This is a genomic window from Lacinutrix venerupis (genome assembly GCF_001971745.1).
GTDB classification, from domain to species: Bacteria; Bacteroidota; Bacteroidia; order Flavobacteriales; family Flavobacteriaceae; genus Lacinutrix; species Lacinutrix venerupis.
Genome location: NZ_CP019352.1, coordinates 285,889 through 299,515, shown reverse-complemented (window position 1 = coordinate 299,515; position 13,627 = coordinate 285,889). Strand labels below are relative to the sequence as shown.

13 protein-coding genes and 1 tRNA gene are annotated in these 13,627 nt (G+C 31.3%); 12 read left to right on the top strand and 2 right to left on the bottom strand.

Annotated elements, in window-relative coordinates; all coding sequences use genetic code 11:
- Window positions 1-7: 7 nt before the first annotated feature.
- Entirely contained in the window at window positions 8-901 is an 894-nt protein-coding gene (locus BWR22_RS01345; RefSeq protein ID WP_076731651.1) for a helix-turn-helix transcriptional regulator, read from the bottom strand.
- Between the two features lie 186 nt (window positions 902-1,087).
- On the opposite strand from BWR22_RS01345, the gene hemA reads away from it, so the two are divergent.
- The 8 genes from hemA (at window position 1,088) to BWR22_RS01310 (ending at window position 7,796) form a co-directional block, all read left to right on the top strand.
- Window positions 1,088-2,347 carry a glutamyl-tRNA reductase gene (gene hemA / locus BWR22_RS01340; protein ID WP_076731650.1) on the top strand — a complete coding sequence of 420 codons (1,260 nt, stop codon included), beginning with the start codon at window positions 1,088-1,090 and terminating at the stop codon, window positions 2,345-2,347.
- On the top strand, window positions 2,340-3,923 hold the full coding sequence (gene hemC, locus BWR22_RS01335) for a hydroxymethylbilane synthase (protein WP_076731649.1): 1,584 nt from the start codon (window positions 2,340-2,342) through the stop codon (window positions 3,921-3,923). Before hemA ends, hemC begins: the two co-directional genes overlap by 8 nt.
- An 8-nt stretch (window positions 3,924-3,931) precedes the next feature.
- Window positions 3,932-4,018, top strand: a tRNA-Ser gene (locus BWR22_RS14320).
- A 75-nt stretch (window positions 4,019-4,093) separates the two neighbouring features.
- Entirely contained in the window at window positions 4,094-5,119 is a 1,026-nt protein-coding gene (gene hemE, locus BWR22_RS01330) for a uroporphyrinogen decarboxylase (protein ID WP_076731648.1), read from the top strand.
- Between the two features lie 84 nt (window positions 5,120-5,203).
- A complete protein-coding gene (locus tag BWR22_RS01325; RefSeq protein WP_076731647.1) occupies window positions 5,204-5,968 on the top strand; it encodes an EI24 domain-containing protein in 765 nt (254 codons plus the stop codon).
- A gap of 1 nt (window position 5,969) precedes the next feature.
- Window positions 5,970-6,506 (top strand): GNAT family N-acetyltransferase, encoded by a 537-nt coding sequence (locus BWR22_RS01320; RefSeq protein WP_076731646.1) that lies wholly within the window; start codon window positions 5,970-5,972, stop codon window positions 6,504-6,506.
- 2 nt (window positions 6,507-6,508) lie between these two features.
- Window positions 6,509-7,411: an oxygen-dependent coproporphyrinogen oxidase gene (gene hemF, locus BWR22_RS01315; protein WP_076731645.1), complete on the top strand. Its 903-nt coding sequence runs from the start codon at window positions 6,509-6,511 to the stop codon at window positions 7,409-7,411.
- A gap of 1 nt (window position 7,412) precedes the next feature.
- On the top strand, window positions 7,413-7,796 hold the full coding sequence (locus tag BWR22_RS01310; protein ID WP_076731644.1) for a YchJ family protein: 384 nt from the start codon (window positions 7,413-7,415) through the stop codon (window positions 7,794-7,796).
- A 2-nt stretch (window positions 7,797-7,798) separates the two neighbouring features.
- Here BWR22_RS01310 and BWR22_RS01305 read toward each other — a convergent pair whose 3' ends face one another.
- Window positions 7,799-10,429 carry a DEAD/DEAH box helicase family protein gene (locus tag BWR22_RS01305; protein WP_076731643.1) on the bottom strand — a complete coding sequence of 877 codons (2,631 nt, stop codon included), beginning with the start codon at window positions 10,427-10,429 and terminating at the stop codon, window positions 7,799-7,801.
- Window positions 10,430-10,484: 55 nt separating this feature from the next.
- Here BWR22_RS01305 and hemB point away from each other — a divergent pair, with 55 nt between their 5' ends.
- The 4 genes from hemB to BWR22_RS01285 are packed head-to-tail and all read left to right on the top strand — an operon-like array spanning window position 10,485 to window position 13,593.
- Entirely contained in the window at window positions 10,485-11,474 is a 990-nt protein-coding gene (gene hemB / locus BWR22_RS01300) for a porphobilinogen synthase (protein WP_076731642.1), read from the top strand.
- A 29-nt stretch (window positions 11,475-11,503) separates the two neighbouring features.
- Complete coding sequence (locus BWR22_RS01295; RefSeq protein WP_076731641.1) at window positions 11,504-12,580, top strand: CNNM domain-containing protein; 1,077 nt, start codon at window positions 11,504-11,506, stop codon at window positions 12,578-12,580.
- Window positions 12,581-13,060, top strand: coding sequence for a methylated-DNA--[protein]-cysteine S-methyltransferase (locus tag BWR22_RS01290; protein WP_076731640.1), 480 nt, complete (start codon window positions 12,581-12,583; stop codon window positions 13,058-13,060).
- Entirely contained in the window at window positions 13,060-13,593 is a 534-nt protein-coding gene (locus BWR22_RS01285; RefSeq protein ID WP_076731639.1) for a DUF4442 domain-containing protein, read from the top strand. Before BWR22_RS01290 ends, BWR22_RS01285 begins: the two co-directional genes overlap by 1 nt.
- Window positions 13,594-13,627 lie beyond the last annotated feature (34 nt).

Below are 13,627 nucleotides of genomic sequence, written 5' to 3'. Positions count from 1 at the left end.
AATAAATCTAGCCAACAGACTGCACATATTTTTTAGGCGTTGTTCCATATTTTTTCTTAAAAGCAGCAATAAAATGGCTCGACGTACTATAGCCAACACGCAAACCAACCTCGTTAACATTATGTGTTCCAGATTCTAGTAGTTTTCTAGCTACCTCCATTTTATAATCTAACAAAAAACTAAAAACACTATCACCATAAATTTGCTTAAAGCCTTCCTTTAGTTTTTTAAGTGTTAAACCTATTTCGTCTGCCAACTCTTGTAAACTTGGCGGCTCTGCCATTCTAGAAATAACAATATCTTTTGCTTTTCTAATTTTTAAAACATTAGCTTCATCTACAAGAAAAGGACACTGTTCAATATCTGCATCTTCACTTCTATTAAAATATAAGCTCAATATTTCATAAGCTTTGGCTTTAAAATAAATGTTTTTAATTGAAGCATTTAAATTATAATTAACCAATTGGTTTAACGCTATTGCCATAGATGGAGAAATTTTACCATCTTTATAATACTTTTTGTCGCGATTATCCTTACTTAAAAATGTAATATAGTCTGCTTCTTGAGAAAATAAACCATGAAATTTTTTAATAGAAATAATAACCGATACCAACCAAGAATTTGGTTTTACTTCTAAATGAATTGGTAAATCACGCTCAGGATTATAAAGTAAAAGAGAAGTCTCCTCTGCAACATTTAAGGTGTAATTTCCATTATTAAATAAAAATAGACTCTCTCCTTTTAAGCAAAAATGAAACTGTATAAAACTACTATCTATTTCACGCTCTATTATTTTAACTTCCTGTGTATCATTTTGATGTGTTAAAATAAAAACACCATCATCGGCACGTGTTTCTACAAAAAAACCTTTAGCGATACTTTTACTATTTTTATTTTCCATATATATTATAACTCTATTTAGATTTGTTCTAAACTACAAAACAAATAACGCTCGTAATTATAGCAAATATAGCACTTTTCAAGATTTATCATTAAAAACAACGACAAAAAACCACTAGCGACACTATTAGTTCTTTTAGCGTTGTTTTATCACCTATTGAGATATTATTTTTGCTGTCGTTACATTATGAAGCAATATCACATTTCAAAAGGTTCTACATTTTACGCCATTGGCTTAAGCTACAAAAAAGCTGATGCCGAAATTCGTGGTCATTTTAGTTTAAGTGATGACGCTAAAATTAATTTGCTTAATCAAGCAAAAAATAATGGTATTGAAAGCCTAATAGTAACTTCTACTTGCAATAGAACCGAAATATTTGGTTTTGCAGAACATCCTTTTCAACTTATTCAATTACTTTGTGAAAACACAAAAGGAACTGTAGAAGAGTTTCAAAAAGTAGCATATGTTTATAAAAATAAAGATGCTATTTCTCATATGTTTCGTGTTGGATCCGGGCTAGATAGCCAGATTTTAGGCGACTTCGAGATTATAAGTCAATTAAAAACAGCTGCAAGAATATCTAGAAAACATAAATTATTAAATCATTTTATTGAGCGTTTAGTAAACTCTGTTATTCAAGCTAGTAAGCGTATAAAAAATGAAACCGATATTTCTTCTGGTGCAACATCTGTATCATTTGCATCGGTTCAATATATAATGAAACATGTTGAAAACGTTTCAAATAAAAACATTTTATTATTTGGAACTGGAAAAATAGGAAGAAACACCTGCGAAAATTTAGTAAAACATACTAAAAACGAGCAAATTACACTAATAAATAGAACCAAAGATAAAGCAGAAGCTGTTGCCGGTAAATTTAACTTAGTTGTTAAAGATTATGCAAATCTTCAAGAAGAAATCAATGCTTCAGATATATTAATTGTTGCAACAGGAGCTCAAAATCCAACAATAGATAAACATATTATTCAGTCTAAAAAAGACTTATTAATTTTAGATTTATCAATTCCTAAAAATGTAAATAATAACGTTCAAGAATTAGATAACGTTAAACTTATACATTTAGATGACTTATCGCAAATTACCGATGAAACTTTAGCTAACAGAAAGCAACACATTCCTTTAGCAGAAAGTATTATTGAAGAAGTAAAATTAGAATTCAACAATTGGCTTGAAACAAGAAAATTTGCACCTACAATTAAAGCTTTAAAAGTAAAGCTACACGATTTTAAAAAATCTGAATTAGATACACAACGCAAAAAAATTGCAGATTTTAACGAAGAACAAGCCGAATTAATTAGCAATAAGTTAATTCAAAAAATAACAAATCACTTCGCTCATCATTTAAAAGACGAAGCCATATCCACAAACGATAGCCTGGAACTTATTCAAAAAGTATTTCAGTTAGAACCTATAAAAAATGTCTAAAATTATAAGAATTGGAACTCGCGATAGTGAGTTAGCGCTATATCAAGCCAACGCTGTAAAACAACAATTAGAACATTTAGGACATAAAGCAGTAATTGTTCCAATAAAATCTACAGGTGATATTGTTTTAGACAAACCATTATACGAGCTTGGTATTACTGGAATTTTTACCAGAACTTTAGATATTGCCATGCTTAATGGAGATATAGACATTGCTGTACATTCTTTAAAAGATGTACCAACCGTTTTACCAAAAGGAATTGTACAAGCTGCAGTTATGAAACGTGGAAACGTTCGAGACACTTTAGTATTTAAAGGTACCGAAGAGTTTTTAGGTGCAAAAAATGCAGTATTAGCAACAAGTAGTTTACGCCGAAAAGCACAATGGTTAAACCGCTACCCTACACATACTATCGAAGATATTCGTGGAAATGTAGCAACTCGCTTACAGAAATTAGAAGAAACAAAACATTGGAATGGAGCCATTTTTGCAGCAGCTGGACTTGGCCGTTTAAATGTTCGTCCTGAAAATTCAGACAATTTAGAATGGATGGTTCCTGCTCCAGGACAAGGCGCTATAATGACTGTTGCTCTTGAAGAAGATGAAGAAACAAGAGCTATTTTAGCAGAAATTAATCATGAAGAAACACAAATTTGCGTACAAATAGAACGTGAATTTTTAAACCGATTAGAAGGTGGTTGCACAGCTCCTATTGGCGCTTTATGCTACATAAAAGACGAAGAAGTTAATTTTGAAGGTGTTTTATTAAGCCCAAACGGAACTAAAAAAATAAGCGTTCAACGTGTTAAGCCATTAGGGCAGCATAGCGACATGGCACAATGGTGTGCAGATTATGTTATAGAAAAAGGCGGAAAACGTTTAATGGATAACATTAAACAATCTACCAAACCAATAAATGTTTATTCTACAAAATCATTTACAGAAGATCAACGCTTGTTGTTTAACGAAAAAGTAAATTCAGACAGCAGTGATTTTGTAAAAATAAGTTTAAACAGAATAGCTCCAAGACTATTAAAAAACGAAATAGAAAATGTAATAATTACAAGTAAAAATGCTGTTGAGGCACTACTTACTAACTTTTCTCCTATAGAATTACAATTTAAAAACATTTACTGTGTTGGACGTAGAACAAAACGCATGGTAGAAAAAAGAATTGGTAAGGTAAAACATAGTGAGAATAATGCTAAAAAATTAGCAGAATATTTAGTTGAGTTTATGGATGGTACAGAAGCTACATATTTCTGTAGCGATTTAAGGTTAGACGATTTACCAAACATACTTAATGAAAACAATATTAATGTAAAAGAAATTGAAGCTTACCAAACAAAATTAGACAGTGTTAAAATTAGCGATTCTGTAGAAGGTGTAATGTTTTACAGTCCATCTACAATAAAAAGTTTTAAACAAGAAAACACAGTAAAAGATAACATGATTGCTTTTTGTATTGGAGACTCTACAGCAAAAGAAGCGAAGCTTTACTTTAAAGACGTTAGAGTAGCAAAAGTTCCAACCGTAGAAAGTGTTATTGAGTTGGTAAACGAATATTATATATAGAATTTAATAGAGAGTTGACAGAGTGGCCGATTGTGCTACCTTGGAAAGGTAGTGTACTTGCAAAGGTACCAAGGGTTCGAATCCCTTACTCTCTGCAAAAAAACCTAAATTAGGTTTAAAAGAAATAATACCATTAAAAATATTCCTGAATTCTCAGGAATGACAGAAGTATGATTAAAAACGATTTATTTTTAAGAGCATTAAAAGGAGAAACAGTAGAACGTCCACCAGTTTGGATGATGCGTCAAGCAGGTCGTTATCTTCCAGAATTTATGGAAATTAAAGCTAAATACGATTTCTTTACACGTTGCCAAACACCAGAATTAGCAAGCGAAATTACCGTACAACCAATACGTAGATATGGTATGGATGCTGCAATATTATTTTGTGATATTTTAGTAATACCACAAGCAATGAATATTGAAGTACAAATGAAACCTAATTTTGGACCTTATTTACCAAATCCTGTTCGTACTCAAAAAGATGTTGACAATGTAATTGTACCAGACGTAAAAGAAAGCTTAAGCTACGTTTACGATGCTATTAAAATGACTAAAGAAAAACTAAACAACGAGATTCCGTTAATTGGTTTTGCAGGTTCACCATGGACAATTTTATGTTATTGCGTACAAGGTCAAGGCAGCAAAAACTTTGATAAAGCAAAAGAGTTTTGTTTTACAAATCCAGTAGCAGCACACCAATTACTTCAAAAAATAACAGATACAACTATTGCTTACTTAAAAGAAAAAGTAAAAGCAGGAGTTAACGCTGTACAAGTATTCGATTCTTGGGGAGGCATGTTATCGCCAGTAGATTATCAAGAATTCTCTTGGAAATATATACAACAAATTATCGATGCCTTAAAAGACGAAACACCAGTAATTGCTTTTGGTAAAGGTTGTTGGTTCGCACTTGGTGAAATGGCAAAATCTGGAGCATCTGCTTTAGGTGTAGACTGGACGTGTTCTGCACATAACGCACGTTATTTAACCGGAGGAAACATTACTTTACAAGGTAATTTTGATCCTACACGTTTATTTTCGCCTCCAGCAGAAATAAAAAAACAAGTACACCAAATGATTAATGATTTTGGTAAAGATAAATACATAGTAAACCTTGGTCATGGTATTTTACCAAACATTCCATTAGAAAATGCTAAAGCGTTTATTGATGCTGTAAAAGAGTATAAAGCATAACATATAAATGCTTATTTTGGTTGTTCAATTTGTAACAGGTAAGGCAAATTTTCGTCTACTAAGTTATTCAACTTAAAACCAAAAATGATTAAAAATATAATTAAAGGTATTAAAGCATACACTGGAGCTTTCTCGTTAATTTCAAAATTAAAACTTTGGAAGTTTTTTTTAGTTCCTGTTATCATTAGTATTATTACAGCAACAATTATAGGTCTTACAGCATATAGTTTGTCTGACAATATTGGGAGATTTATAGCCAAAATATGGCCTTGGGAAAAAGGGATAGAAACCTTTACTTCTATTTCAAGCTTTCTTGGAGCTGCAATAATAATTATTTTAGGTTTTATACTTTATAAACATATTGTAATGGCGCTTTCTGCGCCATTTATGAGTCCGGTTTCAGAAAAAATTGAAACGCATCTTACAGGCAAACACAAGCATGAACATAGAATAACATCGTTTAAAGAACAATTATGGAGAGGTATTCGTATTAACGTTCGTAATCTACTTAAAGAAATCCTATTTACAATTCCTTTAATTTTAATAAGTTTTATTCCTGTAATTGGCTTTGTTTCTACCATTTTAATATTCTTAGTTCAAGCTTTTTATGCCGGTTTTGGGAATATAGATTACACACTAGAGCGTCATTTTAAATACAACGAAAGTATTGCATTTGTAAGAAAAAACAGAGGCTTTGCCATAGGAAACGGCATAGTATTTATGTTGTTTCTATTAATCCCTTTTATTGGAATTATAATAGTTTTACCACTTTCAGTTATTGCAGCAACTACGCAAACAGTAGAACGTATTCGAAATGAAAACGAACTTATAAAAGCAGATAACGCATAATATGATTCAAGCATTTAATGGTTTCGAAATAAGTCCAATTCACGAAGGTGATGCTTGGAAAATTTGTGATTTTATGGTTACAAATCAAGATCGTTTTAAACGTTATTTTCCAAAAACTTTAGAGCAAAACTTAAATCCTACACTATCGCAATTATTTGTAGAAACCAAAGTAAAACAGTTTAATAAAAAAGAGGAATTTTTATTTACGCTAAAACATGCCGAAACCAGAAAGCTCGCAGCAATTATTTACATTAAAGAGCTAAATTGGATAAAAAAACAAGGCGAATTTGCTTACTGTATAGATTATAATTTTGAAGGACAAGGTTTAACCTCTAAAGCCATAGGATATTTATCAAACCATGCATTTAACAATTTAGGCCTTGAAACGCTTCAAATAATAGCTTATAAAGACAATAAATCTAGTATTAAAGTAGCTTTAAACAACGGATTTACTTGGCAAAAAACATTACCAAAAGAATACACTCCTATAGGTGAAACACCTTTAGACATGGAGTTATTTGAATTATATAAAATATAGATATGAAAGATAAATTCTTTAACTACATACACGAATTACAAGACACTATTACTGCCGCTTTTGAAACCATAGACGGTAAAGCCAAATTTCAAGAAGATATTTGGAAACGTCCTGAAGGTGGTGGAGGAAGAACACGAGTTATAGAAAACGGTAATGTTATAGAAAAAGGTGGTGTAAATATTTCTGGTGTACATGGTAAACTGCCAGACTCTATGCAAAAATATTTTGGTGTAGAAGATGCCGATTTTTTTGCCTGCGGATTAAGTCTAGTTATTCACCCAAAAAACCCAATGGTTCCAACCGTTCATGCAAATTGGCGCTATTTTGAAATGTATGATCAAGACGGTAATATTGTAGACCAATGGTTTGGTGGCGGTCAAGATTTAACACCTTACTATCTGTTTGAAGAAGATGCGAAACACTTTCACCAAACCTGTAAAACAGCATGCAACAAACACAATCCAGAATTCTACCCTAAATATAAAGCACGTTGCGACGAGTATTTTTATAATACTCATAGAAACGAAGGTCGAGGTGTTGGTGGTTTATTTTTCGATTATTGTAAAGCTACTGAAGAAATAAACATGAAAAACTGGTACGATTTTGTAACAGAAGTTGGTAATAGTTTCATTTCGGCATATCTTCCTATAATGGAAAAAAGAAAAGATTTACCATACACCAAAGCACAACGCGATTGGCAAGAAATTCGTCGTGGTCGCTATGTAGAATTTAATTTGGTACACGATAAAGGCACCCTTTTCGGTTTAAAAACAAATGGTAGAATAGAAAGTATTTTAATGAGTTTGCCTCCGCACGTTCAATGGGTTTACGACCATAATCCAGAACCTGGTAGCGAAGAAGAAAAACTAATTAAAGTATTAAAAAATCCTGTAGATTGGGTGTAATATGAATTGCTACTGCGGAAATAATAAAAGCTATAAAACTTGCTGCGAAGTATTTCATTTAAATAATGGAAAAACCGAAACTGCCGAACAATTAATGCGGTCTCGTTACAGTGCTTTTGTATTAGCAAATGGCGATTATTTAATGCAAACGCACCATAAATCTACAAGACCTATAAAAGAAAAGAAAGCCATTGTAAAATGGGCAAAATCTGTGCAATGGATTAAATTAGAAATTCTAGATACAACAACAGGTTTAAAAAGCCACAACAAAGGTACCGTTACCTTTAATGCTTATTTTTACGAAAATGGAAAAGTAGATGTTATACATGAAAAATCTGCTTTTGTAAAAGAAGATGAACAATGGTATTACTTAGGTTTTGCTTAAAGCTACTTCCAAACTAAAACCTCTTTAGTTTTCTTAGTAAAAGCATTATAAACATTATACAATCTTGCTTTTAATAAGAGTTTTCTACCATCAAATCGTCTCGTGTAAATTAGCTTATTTCGACCTAGATATTTTCTCCAGTTTTTTTGAAATAATAATGCATTTTCTTTTTTATCTCCAAAAACATCTGGAACAGAATAAAAACTTTCTACATCTAATTTTTTTCTAAATAAATTTGTTTTCACAATTAAATAGCGTGGAGAATTTATAGGTTCTAATAGCTGAGTAAGTGCTTTATTAAAAATAGAATTTTCTAAAGCATTTGCTCCTACTAAATTACAAACAACATCGCCTCTGCCATAAATCTGAGAGGTTACATAAACATTATTAATATTAGTGTTAAGAAGTTTTAAATCGTTTAAAGTATCTAAAACCGTCTGTCCCATTTTGCTAATTTTTTTATATAGAAAACCATAACGTAAATACAACTTAAATGCTTTGTAAAACTTATAGCCAAAGGTTAAAAAAAGAGCTACTAGTAGAGAATAAATAAAATAAAGAGCACCTTTTTGTAAAATAAGTTTAAAACTATAAACCACAAATTCTACATAAAATAACATAAATGCAATAATAATTTCTGCTATAAAAAAGCGTAATGCATCAAAATAATATATCTGTTTTTGCTTTTTAAAAGGCATTTTACCAAAATGAAATAATTTTAACTGTCTTGTTAATTTTGTGCCGCTTCCAATACTGGTTTCCCATTTAGCAATAACATTATTTCTTTGCTTTGCTTGATTTAGAGTATGCTTATTTAATCCATCAATCTGTTCTGGTAGAATATTCTCTAGAAAATATAAACGTTCAAAGCCATTAGAAATAAACGGAATATCGTTTTCTGTAACACCAACAAAGGCTTCAAAACGGCGTTTTAATATTTCAACCTCTCTTCCTCCATCAGTTTGTGTGGGATCTATGCTTGCCAAATGCCATATATTTCCTGTTTTATTTGGCATATTAGCATTTGTTCTAATTGCTCTACCTCGCATTTGATTAGACGATACAAACGAGCCAACAAAAGATGCCAAAATTAAACTGTTTATAGAAGGCGCATCCCAACCTTCACCCAATAAAGATTTTGTTCCTACGAGTACTTTAATTGTACCTTCTTCAAATAATTTAGTAATACTACTAACTATCGATTTTTTAGCATTTGTATTTGGTGTAATTTGCACAAAAGAATTATCGACCTCTAAAGGTTTTATTAAAAAATCTTCTCTTTTTTCTATTTCAAATAAACACTCTAAAACAGATTTATGAATAATAACAATGCTTCCAGAAAGCACTGCTAACGATTTATTATTTTCACAATAACAACGCACATATTGGAAAATAGACATCACTCCTATTTTATTTATAGTAGTGATATCTTTAGTTGTTAAAAATTCTTTTCTAATGTAATCTGTAAGAATAACACAGCGTAAATTTTCTTTTAAATAAGTGCTTTCAGAATTTATAATACTTACAATACTTTTTAGTTTTCTTGGACTATTAGCTAGTGACTTATAAATTAAATCTTTACCTACAAAGTCTACCTTTTTTTTATCGAAAACATGTAAAAGCCTAAGTTGCTTTTCTAGCTTTTTTAAATATGCTTCATGCTCGTATAATTGTTCTCTGTCTTCAACTAATATATTCTGAAACAAAATTTCTAACCAGTTTAATTCAAGGTTTGGAAATTTAATCTCTTCATTTTTTTCGAAACCAAGAATCTCCAATTTCTTTTCATTTATAGTTAAACCACAAGCATTTAATGTTATAAATATAGATGATAAGTACTCGGTATTTGCGTACAACTCATCTAAATGCCAATTAGGGTTTTTATAATATCGGTGATTTTGTAGAAAGTTTATAAAATTGTCATCTTTTAAAAGCTGATCTTTAAAATCGGCTATTTTTTGTCTAAATTCAACTATAAAATTTATTTCAACAGCTTCTGGTTTAGAAAAATAAACATAATCTTGGTGCGCGCATAAATCGCCTTCTTTAACCAAATCTGGCACAGCAATTTCATCATCTACCTCGCCACAAAGTGTAAAATATTTAGAAACTTCTGCTCTACTACTATCGTAAGGCGGTGTTGCTGTTAACGATACCATATAGAAATCACTATTATTTTTTAAATCCATTAAGCACGTCCACCAAGCATTTTTTAAATGGTGTGCTTCGTCTAAAACAAGCGTTTCAATTTCATAGGTTTTAAAAAATTGGTAGTAATCTTTTTTATCTTCAAATGTTTTATAAAAAGCATGTAGCGATTGGTAGGTAGCAAATGTAACGTCACTTGGTGCTTTAATATCAAAAGAAAAACTATTAAATTTTTTGTTTTCAGAAAAAAAAGTTTGCAACCTATCTTTCCATTGATTTCTAATGGTTAATGTTGGTGCCAATACTAATGTTTTCTTTCCTAAACGTTTAAAAATCTCAATTCCTAAAATAGTTTTTCCAGAGCCTGGAGGAGCAATTACATGAAAATGATTGTCTGCCATATGGCTTTCAAAATGCTTTAGCAGTTTTGCCTGGTAGCTTCTCCAAGGAAAAATAAATTTTAAAGCATCTAAGGATTCAATCAATTCTAAAAATGGGTTTTAATGTTTAACTTTGTATTCGATAAAAGTAATAAAAACTATGTATCCAATTAGAAGAAACAGACGCTTAAGAACAAATAAAGCTATTAGAAGTTTAGTTAGAGAAACTATTATTTCACCAAACGATTTTTTAGTACCACTTTTTGTGGTTGAAGGTAAAGGTATAAAAGAAGAAATTGCCTCTATGCCAAATTATTATCGCTATAGTTTAGATTTATTAGAAGCTGAAGTAAAAGAACTTTGGAAACTAGGTTTAAAATCGGTTTTACTATTTGTAAAAGTACCTGATAACTTAAAAGACAACAAAGGAACCGAAGCTTTAAATCCAGATGGATTAATGCAACGTGCTATTAAAACAGTTAAAAACGTATGTCCAGATATGTTGGTGATGACGGATGTTGCACTTGACCCATATTCATCTTTTGGGCATGATGGTATTATTGAAAATGGTAAAATTGTAAATGATGACACCGTTGAAGTTTTAGCCGAAATGAGCTTATCTCATGCTCAAGCTGGAGCAGATTTTGTTGCTCCAAGTGATATGATGGATGGGCGAATTCTTGCAATTAGAGAAACCTTAGAAGACGAAGGTTTTACAGACACCGGTATCATGAGTTATTCGGCAAAATATGCATCAGCTTTTTATGGCCCATTTCGTGATGCGTTAGATTCTGCTCCTGTAGATGCACAAGAAATACCAAAAGACAAAAAAACGTATCAGATGGATTATGCTAACCGTTTTGAAGCCATTCGTGAAACCGAAATGGATATAGATGAAGGCGCAGATATTGTAATGGTTAAACCAGGTTTATGCTATTTAGATATTGTTCGAGAAATTAAAAACGAAGTCGATGTTCCTGTTGCAGTATATCAAGTTTCTGGAGAATATGCTATGCTAAAAGCAGCTGCCGAAAAAGGTTGGCTTAACCACGACGCTGTAATGATGGAACAGGTTACAGCTATTAAACGCGCCGGCGCAGATATAATTGCTAGTTATTTTGCTAAGGATGTTGTAAAATTAATATCGTAAATTAGCAACAACATTAATTTAAAAAGTCCATGGGATTATTAATATTTTACGGAGTTATCTCCATATTTTTCTCTTTTTTATGTTCTATTTTAGAAGCTGTACTTCTAAGTGTAACACCAACATTTATAAACGTTAAAAAACAGGAAGGCAAAAGCTATGCTTTAGCATTAGAAGCTTTAAAAAAAGATGTAGACAGACCTTTAATAGCCATACTTACCTTAAATACAATTGCGCACACTGTTGGTGCAATTTTAGTAGGTAAAGAAGCAGAAGGTTTATATGGAAATGGTGATGGTTACGGCGTGTTTATTGTTTCGGCAGTAATGACAATTTTAATTTTAGTCGCTTCAGAAATTATCCCAAAAACCATTGGTGCAACCTATTGGAAAAGCTTAGCTAATTTTACAACCAAAGCACTTAATATTTTAATTTTCCCTTTAAAATGGACTGGACTATTATGGATTATGCAACTTACAACAAAACTAATTGGTGGTAAAGGTCATGGTAGTGTTTTAAGTAGAGAAGGCTTTTTAGTTATGGCAGATATGGCACATGAAGAAGGTGTTTTTGTTGATAATGAAAGTAAAATAATTAAAAACCTTTTAACATTTAAAGAAGTACTTGTTAAAGATATCATGACGCCAAGAACTGTTATGAAAATAGAAAACGAAACTACAACAGTTGAAGATTTTTTTAATAAAAATATGAATGTGCGATTTTCTCGTATTCCTGTTTTTCAAGATACCGAAGACAATATAAAAGGTCTTGTTTTAAAAGATGAAATATTTAAAGAAATGGCTTTAGGTAATGGTTCTAAAAAACTTTCCGAATTAAAAAGAAACATTGTACATGTAGATCGTGAAACACCTATTCCAACCTTATTCGAAAAACTTGTAGAAGGTAGAAATCACCTTGCCTCAGTAGTAGATGAATATGGAACTGTTAGTGGTTTGGTAACTATGGAAGATGTTATAGAAACGCTTCTTGGTTTAGAAATAATGGACGAAAGCGATAATGTTAGCGACTTACAACATCAAGCCAGAAAAAACTGGGAGGCAAGAGCCAAAAAGCTGGGTATTATAGAAAACATAGAGGAAAATCAATAAATGGAACAAGAAACCTGCTATATCAATTCACCTTTAGGCATCACTAAAATTGTTGGTGATCAAGATGGTATTGCTTCGGTTTCTGTACTAAATAAAAACGAAAAAGTATCCGATATTATTCCTGAAGTTTTAGAGGATTGTGTACTTCAATTAAAAGAATACTTTCAAGGAGAGCGCGAGATATTTAGCTTAAAATTAAATCCAAAAGGAACCATCTTTCAAGAACGTGTTTGGGCTGCTTTACAAACTATTCCTTACGGAAAAACAACATCATACTTACAATTATCAAGACAGTTAGGAGACGAAAAAGCCATTAGAGCCGTTGCAAATGCCAATGGTAAAAATCCACTTTGGATAATTGTTCCTTGTCATCGTGTTATTGGTAGCGATAGTAGCTTAACTGGTTACGCTGGTGGCTTACATAGAAAACAATGGCTATTAGAACACGAAAGCCCTTATAAACAACAACGTTTATTTTAATGTACAGAATTATAACCAACTTTTTAAAACGTTTTTTTAAAACGTCTACTATTTATAAATATGGTTTTAATTGGTCTCCAATGTATAAACGAAGTACAGCAAAATTAATCCAGGTTAGTGATAATTTACAGTACGTAAAAATCAGGTTAAAACCCAGTTGGAAAAATCGTAATTATGCGGGCTCTATTTTTGGAGGCTCTATGCTAAGTGCAACAGATCCCATTTATATGATACAACTTATACAAATACTTGGTGATGACTTTGTTGTTTGGGATAAAGCAGCAAGTATAAAATATAAACGACCTGCAAAAGAAACTATTTATGCAGAGTTTATTTTTTTAGATGAAGAAATTGAAGCTATAAAAAGCGAAATAAAACTTAAAAACGAAGTTAATATCACCAAGAAATTAACCTTAAAAAATACAGACAACATAGTATTTGCTGAAATTGAAAAGACTATGTATGCCGCAACAAAGTCTCACTATAAACAAAAACTAAAACAAAGAAAACAACAACAAAATACTGCGCAATAAAAAATTATTAGTATCTTATTTTCAAATTAAATTA

Coding starts and splice junctions, on each gene's coding strand:
- hemE (WP_076731648.1), top strand. CDS start 4,094: ATGATTAAAAACGATTTATTTTTAAGAGCATTAAAAGGAGAAACAGTA.
- hemB (WP_076731642.1), top strand. CDS start 10,485: ATGTATCCAATTAGAAGAAACAGACGCTTAAGAACAAATAAAGCTATT.
- BWR22_RS01320 (WP_076731646.1), top strand. CDS start 5,970: ATGATTCAAGCATTTAATGGTTTCGAAATAAGTCCAATTCACGAAGGT.
- BWR22_RS01295 (WP_076731641.1), top strand. CDS start 11,504: ATGGGATTATTAATATTTTACGGAGTTATCTCCATATTTTTCTCTTTT.
- BWR22_RS01325 (WP_076731647.1), top strand. CDS start 5,204: ATGATTAAAAATATAATTAAAGGTATTAAAGCATACACTGGAGCTTTC.
- hemC (WP_076731649.1), top strand. CDS start 2,340: ATGTCTAAAATTATAAGAATTGGAACTCGCGATAGTGAGTTAGCGCTA.
- hemF (WP_076731645.1), top strand. CDS start 6,509: ATGAAAGATAAATTCTTTAACTACATACACGAATTACAAGACACTATT.
- BWR22_RS01290 (WP_076731640.1), top strand. CDS start 12,581: ATGGAACAAGAAACCTGCTATATCAATTCACCTTTAGGCATCACTAAA.
- BWR22_RS01345 (WP_076731651.1), bottom strand. CDS start 901: ATGGAAAATAAAAATAGTAAAAGTATCGCTAAAGGTTTTTTTGTAGAA.
- BWR22_RS01285 (WP_076731639.1), top strand. CDS start 13,060: ATGTACAGAATTATAACCAACTTTTTAAAACGTTTTTTTAAAACGTCT.
- BWR22_RS01310 (WP_076731644.1), top strand. CDS start 7,413: ATGAATTGCTACTGCGGAAATAATAAAAGCTATAAAACTTGCTGCGAA.
- hemA (WP_076731650.1), top strand. CDS start 1,088: ATGAAGCAATATCACATTTCAAAAGGTTCTACATTTTACGCCATTGGC.